The sequence below is a fragment of the Pseudomonas sp. KSR10 genome (assembly GCF_022355455.1).
In the GTDB taxonomy this organism is placed as follows: Bacteria; Pseudomonadota; Gammaproteobacteria; order Pseudomonadales; family Pseudomonadaceae; genus Stutzerimonas; species Stutzerimonas stutzeri_E.
This window is the reverse complement of the sequence record NZ_JAKOEN010000019.1, coordinates 278,171-296,526: the sequence shown is the minus strand read 5'-3', so window position 1 is coordinate 296,526 and position 18,356 is coordinate 278,171. Positions and strand designations below refer to the sequence as shown.

Sequence of the window (18,356 nt, the reverse complement as noted above, 5' to 3'; positions counted from 1 at the left end):
TCCCCCGGCAATATAGCGGCCCGCGTTTAGGTGGTTGAAGCCTTGGAACTTTTCTTGCAGGCCCGTCTCTATAGACAGTTGTGGATGCAGGCCGGCTGGCCATCGATCGGTGGGCGGTTGGGCCTTGCTGTGGATATCAGGAGAGCGTCATCGAAGCGATCCGCTTCGAGGCGTTGCTCGCCAATGCCGACAGGTGTGTTGCAGGACAGCTTGCTTGAAGGGGGAGAACTTTTGTGTAAAGCCCGGGTCTATTCTGGCAGGTCAGCTCACAGGCGAGCGCAGCACCCCTTCCAGGTCATGGAGGAGTGTTTATGCTAACCCAGGAGCAGGACCAGCAGTTGGTCGAGCGAGTGCAACGGGGAGATAAGCGGGCTTTTGACCTACTGGTACTCAAGTACCAGCACAAGATTCTTGGGTTGATCGTTCGCTTCGTACATGATTCTCATGAAGCTCAGGATGTTGCGCAGGAAGCCTTCATTAAAGCCTATCGCGCGCTTGCGAACTTTCGCGGAGATAGCGCCTTTTATACATGGCTATACCGCATTGCCATCAATACGGCAAAGAACCATTTGGTGGCCCGTGGAAGAAGGCCGCCCGACAGCGATGTCAGTTCCGAAGATGCAGAATTCTATGAGGGCGATCACGCGCTCAAGGATATTGAATCGCCGGAACGAGCGCTTCTCAGGGATGAAATAGAAGACACGGTTCATAGAACCATTCAACAACTTCCAGAAGATTTGCGTACGGCTCTAACACTGCGTGAATTTGATGGTCTTAGTTATGAAGACATTGCAAACGTCATGCAGTGTCCGGTGGGTACTGTTCGCTCGCGGATATTCCGGGCGCGGGAAGCCATCGATAAAGCATTGCAACCCTTGTTGCATGAATCCTGAGACAGCGGCGACAGCCAAGAGAGGAACCGCCATGAGTCGTGAAGCCCTGCATGAATCGCTGTCCGCGGTGATGGATAACGAAGCGGACGAGTTGGAATTACGTCGAGTGCTCGCCGCAGACGGCGATGCCGAAATGCGATCGACGTGGTCGCGTTATCAGATCGCTCGTGCCGCGATGCACAAGGAGTTGATCGAGCCTCGTCTGGACATCGCTTCGGCGGTTTCAGCTGCGCTGGCCGACGAGCCGGTTATCACTGCGGTCAAGCCGCAGCGTTTCGCCTGGCGCAACGTTGGTCGCCTCGCCGTTGCGGCATCGGTTACAGTCGCTGTACTGGCAGGTGTGCGTCTGTACAATCAGAGCGAAGTAGCGGGTCCGCAAATCGCACAGCAGGCTGCACAGCCTAGCATCGCGGTACCGCAGGCCAATCAGGGGCCGGCCGTGTTGGCAGGCTACAGTGAAGATGCGGGGGCGCCGGAAGCTCAGGTGGCGGGTGCACAGGCATCGGCTGAAGGCTGGCATGAAAAGCGGCTACCGGCGTATGTCCGTCAGCATGCTCAACAGGCCGCTTTCGGTAGTGGTTCTGAAAGTGCACTGCCCTATGCGCGTGCTGCCAGCATGGAAGATCGTTAAGGAACAACATGCGTGTAATACCGCTGTGTGTGGTGCTCGGAGGCTGGCTATCGATGCCGGCCTTTGCTGCTGATGCCGATGCCTGGATGCAAAGGCTCGCGGCAGCCGAAAAGAAACAAAGTTACCAAGGCACTTTTGTTTATGAGCGCAACGGTAGCTTTTCCAGTCATGCTGTCTGGCAGCTTGTAGAAGGCCAGCAACTACACGAGCGACTCTTGCAACTGGACGGTCCACCTGCTGAGGTTTCGCTGGTGGATGGCCAGATTCAATGCGCAAGCGAAGATCTGGCGTCTCAGGTCAGGGATACGAAACCCTGGCGTCAACAGCCGCTTGAGCCTGATTCGTTGTTCAAATGGTATAACGTGCAGGTCATCGGCGAATCTCGCGTGGCGGGGCGTCCGACCGTTGCACTGTCGATACGGCCGCAGGATCAGCACCGTTACGGTTTCGAATTGCATCTTGATCGGGAAACAGCGCTGCCGCTCAAGTCCCTGTTGCTTGATGAAAACGGGCAGTTGCTCGAGCGTTTTCAGTTCACTCATTTTTCGCCAGATTCGATCGGGCCGTCCGATGTCGAAACCGGGTCGGCGTGCAAGCCCGTTTCATTGGCTGCGGAAAAAGCGTCGACTACACCGAAGTGGCGCTCTGACTGGCTGCCGGACGGGTTCCAACTTCTCGATTCGGACGTGCGACCCAGTCCTGCTTCCGATGAGTCCGTAACCTGGCTCTCGTATGGCGATGGGCTTGCCCGCTTTTCAGTATTTCTCGAGCCTTTGCACGGCGCGGTCGTCGAGGACGCACGTAATCAGATGGGGCCGACCGTGGCGGTATCCAAGCGCATTTCCACGGCGGGTGGCGATGTCATGGTGACGGTTGTCGGCGAGATTCCGCTGGGTACTGCCGAGCGAATCGCGTTGTCGATGCGCTCCGGGGCCGATCAGGCAGCGCGATGATCGAGGAGTCGGGGCGCGTGATTGCCGTTGAGCCCGGCGCTGTCTGGGTCGAAACGCAACGCAGTAGTACCTGTTCCGGTTGCTCCGCCAAGAACGGTTGTGGCCAGGGGCTGATGGATAGGCTTGGCGTTCGCGAGCGGCGCGGGTTGATACGAGCCTTGTCCGATCTGCAATTGAATGTGGGTGATTCGGTTGTAATCGGCGTTCGAGAGAGCGCGTTGCTGCGTGGCGCGGTTCTCGTTTATCTTTTTCCCCTGATCATATTGTTTGTCTCGGCGTTCCTCGCTTCCAAGCTTTCGGTTGACGAGCCGTACGTGATTCTTGCCGGCATTGCCGGTTTTTTTGTTTCTTGGCTGTTCGTGCGTAAGCGCAGTCAGCAAACAGCAGACGACTCGGGGCTTCAGCCGATCGTATTGCGCGCGATGCTGGTGGGCGCGGCAGGAAAGGGTCAGACTGGTTTGTTTTCGTCAAGGGAGAATGATCTTAATGGCTTCACGGAATAGCTGCTTTGCCTTCTTCGCTGCGTTGTTTTGCCTGGGGCAGGTCGCGGCGGCCAATGCGCAGCTACCCGACTTTACCCCCTTGGTAGAAGACGCCTCACCTGCAGTAGTCAATATCAGCACCAAGCAGAACGCTCCTGTTCATGGTGCGAACGCGCGCATGCCAGACCTGGAAGGACTTCCCCCCATCATTCGAGAGTTCTTCGAGCATGGCATGCCGGGCATCCCGGAGGGCGGCCAGCAGCGCGAGGCGCAGTCGCTGGGTTCGGGCTTCATCATCACAGCTGACGGCTATGTACTGACCAATAATCACGTTGTTGCCGATGCCGACGAGATAATCGTCCGTTTGCCGGATCGCAGTGAATTGAAAGCAGAGCTTGTCGGCGCGGATCCTCGTACCGATGTCGCTTTGCTGAAAATCGAAGGTACCGGGTTGCCTACGGTCAAGTTGGGCAAATCGGACTCGTTGAAGGCGGGGGAATGGGTGTTGGCGATCGGCTCGCCGTTTGGTTTTGATCACACCGTAACGGCCGGAATTGTCAGCGCGACGGGACGTAATCTACCCAGCGAAAGCTACGTGCCCTTTATACAAACCGATGTTGCGATCAATCCTGGGAATTCCGGCGGGCCGCTGTTCAATCTGCAGGGTGAAGTGATAGGTATCAATTCGCAGATATTCACTCGATCGGGCGGTTTCATGGGATTGTCGTTTGCCATTCCTATCGACGTCGCCATGGACGTTGCCGATCAATTGCGTACGGAGGGCAAGGTCAGCCGTGGTTGGCTTGGGGTGGCGATACAGGAGGTCAACCGGGATCTGGCGGAATCTTTCGGCCTGGAGCGTCCAGCGGGTGCGCTGGTTGCTCAAGTGATGGACGGCGGCCCTGCAGCCAAAGGTGGGTTGCGGGTGGGTGATGTAATTCTCAGCGTCAACGGCAGCGCCATCGATATGTCGGCTGACCTGCCGCATCTGATCGGAGCCATCAAACCAGGCACCAAGGCGACGCTGGGCATCGTCCGTGATGGGGAGCGCGAAACTCTGACCATCCAGATCGGCGCCTTGCCGGACGAAGGAGAAGAGGTAGCAGAAGCCAGCGGCCGCGCCGAGAAAAGCAGCAACAGGCTCGGCGTCAAGGTGTCCGAACTAAGCGCCGAGCAGAAGCGCAGTCTCGATCTGCCAGGGGGAGTGGTGATTACCGAGGTCTTGAACGGACCCGCTGCAATGATCGGTTTGCGTCCAGGTGACGTGATCACCCATCTGAACAATCAGGCCATCGATTCTGCCTCGACGTTTGGCCGCGTTGCGGAGCAGTTACCGAAGAACCGGTCGGTTTCAATGCGCGTGTTGCGCCAGGGCCGGGCGAGCTTTATTACCTTCAAGCTCGCCGAGTAGTGATCCAGTAAGGAAAGCGGCCTCCGGGCCGCTTTTTTTTTGTGCTCGGGTTCCGGTCTGGATGTTCAACTGGCCCTCTGCGGCGAGTACAAATGGGGCTGGGGTCCGGCGTGGCGCTGAATAGACCTATCAGGTACACTTTGCGGCTATTTTCAGCGGGCAATCGGCCCGCGCATATTCGAGTGTTTAGCTGTGAGTGACCTGAGTCATATCCGCAATTTCTCCATCATCGCGCACATCGATCATGGCAAGTCGACCCTGGCTGACCGCTTCATCCAGATGTGTGGTGGCCTGACCGAGCGTGAGATGAACGCTCAAGTCCTCGACTCGATGGACCTCGAGCGCGAACGAGGGATTACCATCAAGGCGCACAGCGTTACGCTGTACTACAAGGCGCGGGACGGCAAGACCTACCAGTTGAACTTCATCGACACCCCCGGACACGTCGATTTCACCTATGAGGTGAGTCGTTCGTTGGCCGCATGCGAGGGTGCACTTCTGGTCGTAGATGCGGGCCAGGGAGTTGAAGCTCAATCCGTCGCCAATTGCTATACAGCGATCGAGCAAGGCCTTGAGGTCATGCCAGTGCTGAACAAGATGGATCTGCCGCAGGCGGACCCCGACAAGGTCAAGGACGAAATCGAGCACATCATCGGCATCGATGCGACCGATGCTGTCGCATGCAGCGCCAAGAGCGGTATGGGTGTGGACGACGTGCTCGAGCGCCTGGTGCAGGTGATCCCGCCGCCAACCGGCGACATCGACGCGCCGCTGCAAGCGCTGATCATCGACTCCTGGTTCGATAATTACCTGGGCGTCGTCTCGCTCGTGCGGGTACGCCATGGCCGAATCAAGAAAGGCGACAAGGTCCTGGTCAAGTCCACCGGCAAGGTCCATCAGGTCGACAGCGTCGGCGTGTTCAATCCAAAACACACCAGCACAGCTGATCTGAAGGCTGGCGAAGTGGGCTTCATCATTGCCGGCATCAAGGACATCCATGGCGCCCCTGTGGGTGACACGCTGACTTTGTCCAATACACCTGACGTCGAAATGCTGCCCGGCTTCAAGCGGGTCAAGCCGCAGGTCTATGCCGGTCTGTTTCCGGTCAGCTCGGACGACTTCGAAGATTTCCGCGAAGCGTTGCAGAAACTCACCCTGAACGATGCCGCTCTGCAGTACGAGCCGGAGAGTTCTGACGCGTTGGGCTTTGGTTTCCGCATCGGCTTCCTCGGCATGCTGCACATGGAGATCATCCAGGAGCGGCTCGAGCGCGAGTACGACTTGGACCTGATTACCACTGCGCCTACTGTGGTTTACGAACTGGCGCTGAAAAATGGCGATCTTCTCTACGTCGACAGCCCGTCAAAACTGCCGGATCTGTCATCGATCGAAGACATGCGCGAACCCATCGTCAGGGCCAATATCCTGGTGCCTCAGGAGCATCTGGGTAGCGTCATAACGCTGTGTATCGAAAAACGTGGCGTGCAGCGGGATCTCCAGTTCCTCGGATCGCAGGTGCAGGTACGTTATGACCTGCCGATGAGTGAGGTGGTCCTCGATTTCTTCGACCGATTGAAGTCGGTGAGCCGTGGCTACGCTTCGCTGGATTACAGCTTCGAATGCTTCCAATCGGCCAACTTGACCCGTCTGGACATTCTGATTAACGGCGACAAGGTCGATGCATTGGCGCTCATCGTGCATCGCGACAATGCTCATTACAAAGGCCGCATGCTAGTCGAGAAAATGAAGGAGCTCATTCCTCGACAGATGTTCGATGTGGCGATTCAGGCGGCCATCGGTGGTCAGATTGTTGCGCGGAGCACCGTCAAGGCCTTGCGCAAGAACGTCTTGGCGAAGTGCTACGGTGGTGACGTGAGCCGCAAGCGCAAGCTTCTTGAAAAGCAGAAAGCCGGCAAGAAACGCATGAAACAGGTCGGCAATGTTGAAATCCCGCAAGAAGCTTTCCTCGCGGTGTTGAAGGTAGATAGCTGATTATGTCGATCAATTTCCCGCTGTTATTGGTGATAGCCGTTGCGGTATGCGGTTTTCTGACGCTTATCGATTTGGTGTTCTTTGCGCCACGCCGGCGGGCAGCGATAGCGAATTATGAAGGGCGTACCGGTGGCGAGCCTGATCAGTCGACGTTGGAGGCCTTGAACAAAGAGCCGGTGCTGATCGAATACGGCAAATCATTCTTCCCAGTGCTTGCAATCGTTCTGGTCTTGCGTTCTTTTCTTATCGAGCCGTTTCAGATCCCTTCAGGCTCTATGATCCCGACGCTCGAGGTGGGTGATTTCATTCTGGTCAACAAGTTCGCTTATGGCATTCGCCTACCAGTCGTCGACACCAAAGTCATTGATGTCAGCGATCCAGAACGCGGCGATGTCATGGTGTTCCGCTATCCCAGCGACCCGAATATCAATTACATCAAGCGAGTCATTGGCCTGCCGGGAGATGTGATTCGATACAGCAGCAACAAGCAGCTAAGCATCAACGGCAAGCCGGTGCCCCAAATGCTGATCGGCGAGGAGCCGGGAAGTCTGGGGAGTGCCAAGCTTTACCGGGAAAAGTTGGGTGAGGTCGAACATATCATTCGCAAGGAGATGGGCCGCTACCGAGTAGAGCCCGACCGCGAGTGGCGCGTTCCCGCAGGCCATTATTTCATGATGGGCGACAACCGCGACAACTCCAACGACAGTCGCTACTGGCATGACCCGGCGATTCCCACCGAGCTGGCCGGCATGGTTCCGGATCGCAACATCGTCGGTAAGGCCTTTGCCGTATGGATGAGCTGGCCGGATCCGAAATTCAGCAATCTGCCTAATTTTTCACGGGTCGGGCTGATTCACTGAGTCTGTGAATCAGGGCCTGGTTCCCGGGCCCTGGCTCGCTATATTGAGTAGCCCCGATAGGTGGGTATCGTACGACAGAGGTCGACATGAGTTTCGCTCGTTCGCAAAAAGGGCTGTCCATGCTGAGCTGGATCATGGTGCTCGCACTGGTGGCGTTCTTTGCCAGTACTGCATTCAAGATGCTTCCGCATTACTTCGACTATATGTCCATGGACAAGATCATCTCAGGGGTTGAAAGTGACCCGGCTTTGGAAGTCCGCACCGTTCGCGATTTCTATAGCCACGTCCGTAAAGGAATGGATGTCAATGGCATCCGCGACCTGAACCTCGAAGAGGCATTGAAGGTCGTGATTGAAAACAACGAATTCAAGGTTCACCTTGACTACGAAAAACGCGAGCCCCTGATCCGTAATCTCGATCTGGTGGCGAACTTCGATAAAGAATATCGCCTAAGGATGCCGTGAGCACTTCGTTAGCCCGACTCGAGCGCAGGCTCGGTTATCAATTCAAGGACCAGGAGCTGATGCTTCTGGCCCTGACGCACCGCAGCTATGCCGGACGCAACAATGAGCGTCTGGAGTTTCTTGGCGATGCCATTCTCAACTTCATTGCCGGTGAGGCACTGTTCAGTCATTTTCCCCAGGCCAAGGAAGGTCAGCTGTCACGTTTGCGCGCGCGCCTTGTCAAGGGAGAGACCCTTGCGGTGCTTGCTCGAGGTTTCGAGCTCGGCGAATACCTGCGCCTCGGCTCAGGTGAGCTGAAGAGTGGCGGTTTCCGGCGCGAATCCATTCTGGCCGACACGCTCGAAGCCCTGATCGGCGCCATCTACCTGGACGCCGGTATGGAGGCCGCTCGCGATCGTGTACTCGCCTGGCTCGCCAACGAACTGGAGGGGCTGACGCTGGTCGACACCAACAAGGACCCGAAAACCCGCTTGCAGGAGTTCCTGCAATCGCGTGCTTGCGATCTTCCAAAGTACGAGGTGGTGGCAATTCAGGGCGAACCGCATTGCCGAACCTTCTTCGTCGAGTGCCAGGTGTCGCTGCTCAATGAGAAGACGCAAGGACAAGGTGCCAGCCGGCGTATTGCCGAACAGGTTGCCGCTGCCTCGGCATTGATCGCCTTGGGCGTGGAGAATGGTAATGAGTGATGAACAGCTGCAGGACGATGCGGTAAGCCGCTGTGGTTACGTTGCGATCGTTGGGCGTCCCAATGTCGGCAAGTCGACGCTGCTCAATCACGTGCTCGGGCAGAAACTAGCGATCACTTCGCGCAAGCCACAGACCACGCGCCATAACATGCTCGGAATCAAGACCGAAGGCGCCGTCCAGGCTGTCTACGTCGATACCCCCGGCTTGCACAAGAATGGCGAGACCGCTCTTAATCGCTATATGAATCGCACGGCGTCGTCGGCCCTGAAGGATGTCGATGTCGTGGTGTTCGTCGTCGACCGCACACGCTGGACCGATGAAGATCAATTGGTGCTCGAACGCGTTCAGTATGTCGAAGGACCAGTGATCGTCGCCGTGAACAAAACCGATCGTGTCGAGGACAAGGGTGAACTGCTGCCCCATTTCGAATGGCTGGCGCAGCAGTTGCCGAAAGCCGAGATCGTGCCGATTTCCGCCCAGCACGGGCAGAATCTGGATGTGTTCGAGAAACTGGTGGCCTCGCATCTGCCTGAAGGCGACCACTTCTTTCCAGAAGATCAGATCACCGATCGCAGCAGCCGTTTCCTCGCAGCCGAACTGGTTCGGGAAAAGATCATGCGTCAGCTGGGTGCCGAAGTCCCCTACCAGATCACGGTTGAGATCGAGGATTTCAAGCAGCAAGGGCACGTGCTGCATATCCATGCGCTGATACTGGTCGAGCGCGACGGGCAGAAGAAAATCATCATCGGAGACAAGGGCGAACGCATCAAACGCATCGGCCAGGAAGCGCGCAAGGACATGGAAGTGCTGTTTGACTCCAAAGTCATGCTCAATCTCTGGGTGAAGGTGAAGAGCGGCTGGTCCGATGATGAGCGGGCGCTGCATTCGCTTGGCTATAGCTGAGGGGCTGAGCGCTTCCGGTTGCAGTCTTACCTGATTGCCTGCCGCAGCCAGTCGCTGCGATTGGCTCATCGTTGATCACCCGCCTGCGGCGCTTTCCAATGACCGCTCAATCCGCCTTCGTTCTGCACAGTCGACCCTACCGCGAGAGCAGCGCGCTGGTGGATTTTTTCACGCCCGAAGGAAGGCTGCGCGCAGTGCTTCGCGGCGCGCGCGGCCGGGCTGGCACATTGGCGAGGCCTTTCGTGCCGCTCGAAGTCGAGTTTCGTGGCCGTGGCGAACTGAAAGCCGTGGCGCGTCTGGAAAGCGCTGGCCTGGCGTACTGGTTGGATGGCAATGCGTTGTTCAGCGGTATGTATCTCAACGAGTTGCTGATTCGCTTGCTCCCGGCCGAAGACGCGCATCCCGTCATGTTCGAGCACTACGTTGCGACCCTGCCTGCATTGGCGGCCAAGCGCCCGCTGGAGCCTATTCTGCGCGCATTCGAATGGCGGTTGCTGACCGAGCTGGGTTACGGGTTCGATCTTGATCAGGACATCTCTGGGCATCCCGTGAGTAGCGCAGGGCTTTATCGGTTGCTGCCGGATACCGGTCTGGAACCGGTTGGCGAGTTTCAGCCCGGTCTATTCAATGGCGCGGAACTCTTGGCTATGGCCGAAGCCGACTGGGAGGTGCCGGGTGCGCTGGCGGCAGCGAAAAGATTGATGCGGCAGGCGTTGGCACCGCATCTCGGCGGTCGACCTCTAGTCAGCCGCGAACTGTTCATGAACATGAAGGAGGTCCCGCGTGACTGAAGCCAATCGAATTCTGCTCGGTGTCAATGTCGATCACGTCGCCACCCTGCGCCAGGCGCGTGGTACGCGTTACCCAGATCCGGTCAAGGCCGCGCTGGATGCCGAGGAGGCGGGAGCCGACGGAATCACGGTGCATTTGCGCGAGGACCGTCGGCACATCCAGGAGCGCGACGTGCTGATGATGAAGGACGCGCTGCAGACCCGGATGAATTTCGAGATGGGTGTTACCGATGCGATGCTGGTCTTCGCCGAGCAATTGCGTCCGGAACACGTTTGCCTGGTGCCGGAAACACGCCAAGAGCTGACCACAGAGGGCGGCCTGGATGTGGCGGGGCAGGAAGCACGCATCCGGGAGGCGGTCAATCGCCTGGCTGCCTGCGGAGCGGAGGTGTCGCTGTTCATCGATGCCGATCCACGTCAGATAGAGGCTGCCGCTCGCGTTGGGGCGCCGGCTATCGAGTTGCATACCGGGCGTTATGCCGATGCGCACGGCGTCGCCGAGCGGGCCTGCGAGTTGGCGAGAATCCGTGACGCCGTCGAGTCCGGCCTGAGCCACGGGCTGATCGTCAACGCCGGCCATGGTCTGCACTACCACAACGCCGAGGCCATCGCGGCAATTCGGGGCGTCAATGAGCTGAACATCGGCCACGCCATCGTCGCCCATGCGCTGTTCGTTGGTTTCAAACAGGCCGTCAAGGAAATGAAGCACCTAATCCTTGCTGCGGCCGCTCGTGGCTGATCAGCGTGGCGACTTGCTGGCTGCTGGTCGCCTTAGCGTTTGAACAGGTTCAGTAGAATTGTCAGTAACACGCTCAGGATTATCATCGACGTGATCGGAATGAATGTCTTGCTGCGTTCTGACTCGATGCGAATGTCACCGGGTAGCTTGCCGAACCAGCTCAGCAACCCTGGCGCGTAGTGCAGGAGCGCCCCGAGAAGGAGCAGCAGCAACCCAGCGGCCATCAACCATTTCGCCATCGTCGTCTGCTCTCTTTGCTGTTGCTTGCCCGTTGCGTCGCCTATCGGTGATAGGCGGCAAACGCTGCGATGACATGCCGGGACAGCACCTCCACCGCCTCGCTGCGGCCAGCGGCGCAAAGCAACTTGATCTGATATTCACCAAGGCTTGGCAGGCTGTCGCCTTCCTCCAATCGCTTCAGTGGCGGTCTGACCAGGCTCAGCGGATAGGGCGCCACCGCAAGGTCGGCGACCATTGCCGCTTCTTGCCCGGCGCACTGCTCGCTGGAGTAGGCAATGCGATAGGGACGGCCTGCGCGGTCCAGTGCGTCCAGTGCCTGTCGTCGCCATGCGCATTCAGGGCTCGAAAGGGCCAGTGGCAATGGGTTGCGCTCGACCGCGACACCTCCGGCGCGGCCGGCCCAGACCAGGGGCTCGCTGTGAATGACCTCGCCGCGCGAGTCGTCCTGTCCGAGGTTTCCAACACTGACGATCGCGACGTCCAGTTCGCCGGCATCGATGCGCTGGATCATGTCGACACTACGGCCGACCGAGACATTCACTTCGATGCCTGGATGGGTTCGGGCGAACAGTGACAGTAGCCCGGGCAGGATGTGCGTGCCGATATCAGCCGGGGTGCCAAAGCGAACCCGTCCGCTCAGCCGCGGGGCGATGAAGGCGCTGACTGTCTCTTCGTTAAGCTTGAGCAGCCGTCGTGCATAACCCAGCAGTCGCTCGCCTTCGGCGGTAAGCGCAATGCGTCGGGCCTCGCGAACGAACAGTGCGCAGCCGAGCATGGTCTCGAGTCGTTTTATCTGCATGCTGACCGCCGAGGTGGTTCGAAAGATCTGCCCCGCCGCGCGCGTGAAACTGCCACTTTCGGCAATGGACACGAAGGTGCGCAACACATCGATCTCAAGCAGGGGCATGGCTGATTGGGGGAGCTCTTCCGGCATTCCGGGCATGGGGCTGTCCTTCAATTTTTCTGAACCGACAGTTCTATTGTAGTCGTTTGTCTGAATCGTCAAGGGCGCTCAAGCTGATTCTGTCGATCACGAGACGGTCGGCAGGCATCGGGTGCGTCTACGGCACCCTCTTACAGGCAGGAGGATGCGATGCGTCATTCTGAACGAGAGCAACAGTGCGATAGGGTCGACGACCGGCCTCGGCCGGCGATGCCGGAGTTCTATATGCCGGCGATGTGGCCACTCGAGCTTCAGCAAGCGGTGATCGACTGGTTCGTCGCCTGGCGCAGGCGCCGTTTATACCAGCGCCTGCTCAGGCTCAGTGATCGGCAGTTGCGCATGCGCGATTTAAGCCGGCCGCGGTTGATCGAGAAGTTGCAGATGCCGCTTCGACAAGCGGTGCAGGAGCAGCGCTGCCGGCGCGGTGGCTAAGGGATGTGAGCTTCGTTCCGCGCGGACGAGACGGGAGCGGACCTACGGCTTACGTGCGATCAACACGGCGCGCATCGGTGCTGGAAGCCCTTCGATGGTTTTGCTGTGATCCTGCGGATCGAGGAAATCGGGCAGCGACTGATAGCGCATCCAGTCGGTGCTGCGCTGCTCCTCGACGCTGGTGACGCTGACATCGACGCAGCGCACATCAATGAAGCCGGCGCGGCGCAGCCAGCATTCCAAGGCGGCCACCGAGGGCAGGAACCAGACGTTGCGCATCTGCGCGTAACGATCTTCAGGAACCAGCGCTGTATGTTCGTTGCCCTCGACCACCAGGGTCTCCAGCACCAGCTCGCCGCCTTTGAGCAGGCAGTCCTTGAGGTCCAGCAGGTGATCGATGGGCGAACGCCGGTGGTAAAGCACGCCCATGGAAAACACCGTGTCGAAGCCTTCGAGCTTCGCCGGCAGTTCTTCCAGGGCCAGCGGCAGATGCCAAACAGGCTGCTCGGCAAGATAGCGCTTCATGGCGTGGAACTGGCAGAAGAACAGCCAGTTCGGGTCGATTCCGACAATCGAGTCGGCTCCTGCGCCAAGCATGCGCCACATGTAGTAGCCATTGCCGCAGCCGACGTCGAGGATGCGCTTGCCGGTAAGGTCAAGGTGCGGCGCTACTCGATCCCACTTCCAGTCCGAGCGCCATTCGGTATTCACGTGCACGCCGAATACATCGAAGGGTCCCTTTCGCCAGGGCGACAGGCCAAACAGTGCATCGTGGGTGATGGCGCGTGTTGCCTCGTCGCAATCGGCGTCCAGCCGGAAGGCATCGCGCAGTTCGACGGTGTCAGGCTGGATGTCTGGTAGCGCATCGACCGCGCGGCGCCAGCGCGGCAAATCGCCATGCCCCATGGCGAGCTTGGCGTCGAGTTGCTGCTGCAGACCATTTGCCCAGGCCGCCAGCGGGGTGCCGGCCAGACGCCAGGCGAGAGGAGTCAGGTCGAAATTCATGGCAGCGCGATCAGGGAGGCGAAATTCAGGCATTGAAACCAGGGCACGACCTTCGAGAAGCCAGCGTCCAGCAAGCGCTGGCGGTGAGTCGCCAGACTGTCGGGCTTCATCACGTTCTCGATAGCGCTGCGTTTCTGGGCGATTTCCAGTTCGCTGTAGCCGTTGGCACGCTTGAACGCGATGTGCAGATCGGTCAGCAACGCCTGCTCCTGCTCGTCTTCGAAGCGCAGCTTTTCCGACAGGATCAACGCGCCGCCGGGAACCAGTGCTTCGTGGATGCTGCTCAGCAGGGCCGGTCGCTGTTCGCGCGGGATGAACTGCAGGGTGAAGTTGAGCGCCACCAATGAGGCCGGTTGGTATTGCAGCGTGAGGACATCGGCGTCAATTACCTCCACCGGCAGTAACTCTTGGAACATCGAATCCTGAGCGTGCAGGTACTCGCGGCAGCGCTCGACCATGGCCGCGGAGTTATCGATGGCGATCACCCGGCAATTGTCCGCCTTCACGTGCCGGCGCAGCGCCTGAGTGACCGCGCCCAACGAGCAGCCGAGATCGTAGAGGTGAGTATTGGGCTGAGCGAACTGCGCGGCCAGCACGCCGATGTTCTCGACGATGGTTGGATAGCCCGGCACCGAGCGTTTGATCATGTCAGGGAACACCCGCGCCACGTCTTCATTGAAGGTGAAATCCTGGGGCTGGGCGAGGGGCTGGGCGAACAAGCGGTCAGGGTCGTGGATCACGGCGGCGTTTGGGCAGGCTGAAAAACAGGGGCCGTAGTGTACCGGAAAGCTCGGTGGATCGCCGGTGCTGAGTGGACAGCCGGCGCACCGAGGACCGGGTGGCCGATCACTGCACCTCGATGCGGCAGTCGAACAGGCCGGCCGGTTCCGCCTCGTTTTCCCAAGGGCGCTGATAGGTGAGGTAGAGGCGCCCGCTGCCGTTGTTGGCGGCCTCGAAGCGCCAGGTCGAAACGCCGTCGCCACCGATCAGGTCGTTCTTGGGTGAACTGAATACTTCCGGGCCGAGGCTCTTGAGCTGCTCGGACGAAACTTCGCGAAGGCTCCAGCGGTAGCCGCTGGCCGGGTTGCTGGGCAGGCTAAGAATCAGCGTCTGGCCAGGCTGCATAGACAAAGGGCAAGCCGTGTCGTCGCTCAACGCGACGCTGCTGGGTGGGGCGCCGGCGCAGCCGGCGAGCGCGAGCAAAACAGCAAACGGCAACAGGCGGGGCAGGGATCGAAGCATGGGCGACCGACTCGGTAGGAAAATGGAAACGCTCGGCGTCGGATGAAACCTTAAGACGCTGACGGCCGACCGTAAAGGTGTCATGCCGATTGCCGAGGCGTTCATGTCGTTCCGGATGCGGCGTGCCGAGCGGGCCAGCGATGGCCCGCTCGGCGGGTGATCAGAACAGTACCTTGACGACATCCTGGAAGCGCTTGGCGAAATGCATCGTCAGGCCGTCTTTGAGGTAGTCCGGCAACTCTTCGAAGTCGCCGCGGTTGAGCTCTGGAATGATCAGTTCGTAGAGCTTCAGGCGCCGCGCCGCGATGACCTTCTCGCGCAGGCCACCGATGGGCAGCACGAGGCCGGTCAGGGTCAGTTCGCCGGTCATGGCCACGCCCTTCTTCGGCGCCTGGTTACGGGCCAGCGACAGCAGCGCGCTGGCCATGCTGATGCCCGCGCTGGGGCCGTCCTTCGGCGTCGCGCCTTCGGGCACGTGCATATGCACGAAGGCTTGATCGAAGAACGCCGGATCGCCTTTGAATTCCTTAAGATGGGAATTGATGTAGCTGAAGGCGATCTCAGCCGACTCCTTCATCACATCGCCGAGCTTGCCGGTGAGCTTGAAGCCGCGGTTCAACGTATGGATGCGCGTTGCCTCGATCGGCAAGGTTGCACCCCCCATGCTGTTCCAGGCGAGGCCGGTGACCACTCCGACCCCGTGGAGCAGCTGTTCGGGGTGCCAGTACGCCATGCCCAGGTAACCTTCGATATCCTTTGGGCCGATCTTGATCTTGCTGTCCGGTTCCTCCAGCAGCTTGACCACTGCCTTGCGCACCAGCTTGCCGAGCTGCTTGTCCAGCTGCCGCACCCCGGCTTCGCGCGCGTAGCCTTCGATCAGGTTGCGCAGAGCGCTGTCGCTGATCGCCAGACGGTTTTTCGGTACGCCGGCACGCTCGAGCTGCCGTGGCCAGAGATGGCGTTTGGCGATCGCCAGTTTTTCCTCGGTGATGTAACCCGATAGCCGAATGATTTCCATGCGGTCGAGCAGCGGCCCGGGAATCGAGTAGAGGCTGTTGGCCGTACAGACGAACAATACCTTGGACAGGTCCAGGCGCAGGTCGAGGTAATGATCGAGGAAGCCGACGTTCTGCTCCGGATCGAGGGTTTCCAGCAGCGCTGACGCCGGATCGCCCTGATGGCTGTTGCCCAGCTTGTCCACCTCATCGAGCATGATTACCGGATTCATCACCTCGACTTCCTTCAGCGCCTGCACCAGCTTGCCGGGCAGGGCGCCGATATAGGTGCGTCGGTGGCCCTTGATCTCCGCTTCGTCGCGCATGCCACCGACACTGAAGCGATAGAAGGGACGGCCCAGCGATTCGGCAATGGACTTGCCGATGCTGGTCTTGCCCACGCCCGGCGGGCCGACCAGCAACACGATGGAACCCGCGATCTCGCCGCGGAATGCGCCGACGGCGAGAAATTCGATGATGCGGCTCTTGATGTCGTCGAGGCCGGCGTGATGCTCGTTGAGTATCTTGCGCGCGCGTCCGAGGTCGAGCTTATCTTCGCTGTACAAGCCCCAGGGCATCGATGTAGCCCAGTCGAGATAGTTACGGGTCACCGCATATTCCGGCGAGCCGGTTTCGAGTACCGAGAGCTTGGTCAGCTCATCGTCGATACGCTTCTGCGCGGCAGGCGGCACCACTTTTCCTTCCAGGCGCGAACGGAATTCGTCTGCATCGGCGCTGCGGTCGTCTTTGGTAATGCCCAATTCCTGCTGGATGATCTTCAGTTGCTCTTTAAGGAAGAACTCGCGTTGGCGCTCGCCGATCTTTCGGTTCACCTCGCCGGTCAGCTCCTTCTGCAGCTTGGCGACTTCGACCTCCTTGCGCAGCAGCGGCAGGACCTTTTCCATGCGCTTGAGCACCGGCACGGTGTCGAGCACCTCCTGTAGCTCAAGGCCGGGTGCGGTGGTCAGGGCGGCGGCGAAATCGGTCAGCGGCGATGGCGCGTTCGGGCTGAAGCGATTGAGGTAGTTCTTCAACTCCTCGCTGTATAGCGGGTTGAGCGGCAGCAGTTCCTTGATCGCGTTAATCAGGGCCATGCCGTACGCCTTGACCTCGTCGCGGGGGTCTTCGTCGCTCTGCGGGTATTCCACCTCCACCAAATAGGGCGGCTTGCGCCGCAGCCAGCCGCGAATCCGCACGCGGGCCATGCCTTGCGCGACGAACTGCAGCTTGCCGCTCTCCTTCGATGCGTGGTGCACACGGACCATGGTGCCGTGTTCGGGCAGGCTGTCCGGGTCGAAGCTGGCGGCGTCCTGTGCTGGGGTGTCCATATAGAAGAGGGCCAGGCGCTGATGCGGTGTCTTGGAGACCAGTTCGAGGGTTGCCGCCCAAGGATCCTCATTGACGATCACTGGTAGCACCTGCGCCGGGAAGAAGGGGCGGTTGTGCACCGGGATGATATAGAGCTTGTCCGGCAAATCCTGGTCGGGCAGGACCAGCCCAGTGGAAGACATGCTCTGCTCGAATTCCTGATTGCTGTCGTCGTTCATGAGGCACCTGTCTCGAGTAGATGCTTGTTAGATGGGTATCGTCGGAATGATTTCAATCTATTGACCTTTTGCCCGTTTGACCCGGCTGGGAAAAAAACGGCGGCTCCGGTACAGTGCGCCGATACTCAGGTGCCTCGATATATGCTCAACGCCCGCCTGCTTCGCCTCGATGACAAGGCCCACGAACACGCGCACGACTACCATCAATTGGTCCTGTCGTTGTCGGGCAGTGCCGAATTCGAAGTGGATGGCTCAGGAGGCGAGGTCTGTCGCATGCGTGCCTGCCTGGTGCCGGGCCATGCCGACCATGAGTTCGCCGGCAAGGGCGATAACCGCATGTTGATCATCGATCTCGACGATCAGGATTTGAGCGCCGACGATCCGCGGCTGCTGGTTCAGCTGTTCGAAACGCCGCGTTATCCCGTGCTGGATGCCGATTTCCACAACCTGCTCAATTACGCGGGTGCCGAGCTGGCCCGCTACGGCAGCGATCCGCTGCTGGCGCGGGCGTTGGGTGGAGTGCTGTTGCGCGCCGTGCACCTGCGGGTGTTCGGCGAGGCGACACGCCAGCCCACCGGCCCGTTGGATATCGCCCGGCTGGACGCTCATATCGAAAGCAACCTGGCGCGCCGCATCACCGTTGCCGAGCTGGCACAGGTAGCCTGCTTGAGCCCTAGCCACTTCCATGCGCAGTTCAAGGACAGCGTCGGCCTTACCCCGCATCAATACCTGCTCAAGAGCCGCCTCGATCGCGCGGCCCGACTACTGCGCGAGAGCCCGCTACCGCTGGTGCGGATTGCCGAGGAGTGCGGTTTCTCCAGCCAGAGTGCGCTGACCACAGCGACCCGTCGTTATCTCGGGTTAACGCCCAAGCGTCTGCGATGCAGTGACAGCTGAAGCGAGGAAAAACGCACCGATCCGGTGCGTTTTGCTTTACGGAGATATTATTTCGCGCTGCTCTAGCGAACTTTCATGACGGTTCGTTTGCTGGAGTAGAAAGCCGTAGTTTTTTGTAAAAGTTCCGTAGATTTGCGCAACAACGCAAAACCCTCTCGCCGTAGATTCCCCTACCCGTTTGGCGGCCATCGCAGTGCAATCACTGGCGCGAGCGACCCGCTGGCCCTGATTCAACACAACAACACTCCA

Annotated in this window: 20 protein-coding genes; 14 read left to right on the top strand and 6 right to left on the bottom strand. The window is 59.4% G+C overall.

Annotated features, from left to right (window positions below; genetic code table 11):
- Window positions 1-311: 311 nt before the first annotated feature.
- The 12 genes from rpoE (at window position 312) to pdxJ (ending at window position 10,806) form a co-directional block, all read left to right on the top strand.
- Window positions 312-893 carry an RNA polymerase sigma factor RpoE gene (gene rpoE, locus MCB86_RS10295; protein WP_019342233.1) on the top strand — a complete coding sequence of 194 codons (582 nt, stop codon included), beginning with the start codon at window positions 312-314 and terminating at the stop codon, window positions 891-893.
- A 31-nt stretch (window positions 894-924) separates the two neighbouring features.
- Window positions 925-1,524, top strand: a complete 600-nt coding sequence (locus MCB86_RS10290) for an RseA family anti-sigma factor (RefSeq protein ID WP_239610805.1) — start codon at window positions 925-927, stop codon at window positions 1,522-1,524.
- An 8-nt stretch (window positions 1,525-1,532) separates the two neighbouring features.
- Window positions 1,533-2,477, top strand: coding sequence for a MucB/RseB C-terminal domain-containing protein (locus tag MCB86_RS10285; protein WP_239610804.1), 945 nt, complete (start codon window positions 1,533-1,535; stop codon window positions 2,475-2,477).
- Window positions 2,474-2,980 (top strand): SoxR reducing system RseC family protein, encoded by a 507-nt coding sequence (locus tag MCB86_RS10280; RefSeq protein ID WP_045161012.1) that lies wholly within the window; start codon window positions 2,474-2,476, stop codon window positions 2,978-2,980. Before MCB86_RS10285 ends, MCB86_RS10280 begins: the two co-directional genes overlap by 4 nt.
- Entirely contained in the window at window positions 2,964-4,370 is a 1,407-nt protein-coding gene (locus MCB86_RS10275; RefSeq protein ID WP_045161013.1) for a DegQ family serine endoprotease, read from the top strand. The genes MCB86_RS10280 and MCB86_RS10275 overlap by 17 nt, the downstream gene beginning before the upstream one ends.
- 192 nt (window positions 4,371-4,562) lie before the next feature.
- Complete coding sequence (gene lepA / locus MCB86_RS10270; protein ID WP_239610803.1) at window positions 4,563-6,362, top strand: translation elongation factor 4; 1,800 nt, start codon at window positions 4,563-4,565, stop codon at window positions 6,360-6,362.
- Window positions 6,363-6,364: 2 nt separating this feature from the next.
- A complete protein-coding gene (gene lepB / locus MCB86_RS10265; RefSeq protein ID WP_045161015.1) occupies window positions 6,365-7,222 on the top strand; it encodes a signal peptidase I in 858 nt (285 codons plus the stop codon).
- Between the two features lie 86 nt (window positions 7,223-7,308).
- The gene (locus MCB86_RS10260; protein ID WP_045161016.1) at window positions 7,309-7,686 is read left to right on the top strand and encodes a DUF4845 domain-containing protein; all 378 of its coding nucleotides are present in this window, start codon (window positions 7,309-7,311) and stop codon (window positions 7,684-7,686) included.
- Window positions 7,683-8,372, top strand: a complete 690-nt coding sequence (gene rnc / locus MCB86_RS10255) for a ribonuclease III (RefSeq protein WP_045161017.1) — start codon at window positions 7,683-7,685, stop codon at window positions 8,370-8,372. Before MCB86_RS10260 ends, rnc begins: the two co-directional genes overlap by 4 nt.
- Entirely contained in the window at window positions 8,365-9,276 is a 912-nt protein-coding gene (gene era / locus MCB86_RS10250; RefSeq protein ID WP_045161018.1) for a GTPase Era, read from the top strand. The genes rnc and era overlap by 8 nt, the downstream gene beginning before the upstream one ends.
- 98 nt (window positions 9,277-9,374) lie before the next feature.
- Window positions 9,375-10,067 carry a DNA repair protein RecO gene (gene recO / locus MCB86_RS10245; RefSeq protein WP_045161019.1) on the top strand — a complete coding sequence of 231 codons (693 nt, stop codon included), beginning with the start codon at window positions 9,375-9,377 and terminating at the stop codon, window positions 10,065-10,067.
- Window positions 10,060-10,806 (top strand): pyridoxine 5'-phosphate synthase, encoded by a 747-nt coding sequence (gene pdxJ / locus MCB86_RS10240; RefSeq protein WP_045161020.1) that lies wholly within the window; start codon window positions 10,060-10,062, stop codon window positions 10,804-10,806. Before recO ends, pdxJ begins: the two co-directional genes overlap by 8 nt.
- A 32-nt stretch (window positions 10,807-10,838) precedes the next feature.
- Here the strand turns inward: pdxJ and MCB86_RS10235 are convergent, their stop codons facing one another.
- Window positions 10,839-11,045, bottom strand: a complete 207-nt coding sequence (locus MCB86_RS10235; protein ID WP_239610802.1) for a DUF2905 domain-containing protein — start codon at window positions 11,043-11,045, stop codon at window positions 10,839-10,841.
- A gap of 41 nt (window positions 11,046-11,086) precedes the next feature.
- Window positions 11,087-11,980 (bottom strand): LysR substrate-binding domain-containing protein, encoded by an 894-nt coding sequence (locus tag MCB86_RS10230; RefSeq protein WP_239611580.1) that lies wholly within the window; start codon window positions 11,978-11,980, stop codon window positions 11,087-11,089.
- 159 nt (window positions 11,981-12,139) lie between these two features.
- Here MCB86_RS10230 and MCB86_RS10225 point away from each other — a divergent pair, with 159 nt between their 5' ends.
- Window positions 12,140-12,421 (top strand): hypothetical protein, encoded by a 282-nt coding sequence (locus tag MCB86_RS10225; RefSeq protein WP_080890550.1) that lies wholly within the window; start codon window positions 12,140-12,142, stop codon window positions 12,419-12,421.
- 42 nt (window positions 12,422-12,463) lie between these two features.
- On the opposite strand, the gene cmoB is transcribed toward MCB86_RS10225, so the two are convergent.
- The 4 genes from cmoB to lon all read right to left on the bottom strand — a co-directional run bounded on the left by cmoB (window position 12,464) and on the right by lon (window position 17,210).
- Window positions 12,464-13,426 carry a tRNA 5-methoxyuridine(34)/uridine 5-oxyacetic acid(34) synthase CmoB gene (gene cmoB / locus MCB86_RS10220; protein WP_239610801.1) on the bottom strand — a complete coding sequence of 321 codons (963 nt, stop codon included), beginning with the start codon at window positions 13,424-13,426 and terminating at the stop codon, window positions 12,464-12,466.
- Window positions 13,423-14,163 carry a carboxy-S-adenosyl-L-methionine synthase CmoA gene (gene cmoA, locus MCB86_RS10215; protein ID WP_196298640.1) on the bottom strand — a complete coding sequence of 247 codons (741 nt, stop codon included), beginning with the start codon at window positions 14,161-14,163 and terminating at the stop codon, window positions 13,423-13,425. Before cmoA ends, cmoB begins: the two co-directional genes overlap by 4 nt.
- A gap of 109 nt (window positions 14,164-14,272) precedes the next feature.
- A complete protein-coding gene (locus MCB86_RS10210) occupies window positions 14,273-14,668 on the bottom strand; it encodes a protease inhibitor I42 family protein (RefSeq protein ID WP_045161026.1) in 396 nt (131 codons plus the stop codon).
- A 160-nt stretch (window positions 14,669-14,828) separates the two neighbouring features.
- A complete protein-coding gene (gene lon / locus MCB86_RS10205) occupies window positions 14,829-17,210 on the bottom strand; it encodes an endopeptidase La (RefSeq protein ID WP_045161028.1) in 2,382 nt (793 codons plus the stop codon).
- A gap of 141 nt (window positions 17,211-17,351) precedes the next feature.
- Between lon and MCB86_RS10200 the strand changes: the two genes are divergently transcribed.
- Complete coding sequence (locus tag MCB86_RS10200) at window positions 17,352-18,107, top strand: AraC family transcriptional regulator (RefSeq protein ID WP_045161029.1); 756 nt, start codon at window positions 17,352-17,354, stop codon at window positions 18,105-18,107.
- The last annotated feature ends 249 nt before the right edge of the window (window positions 18,108-18,356 follow it).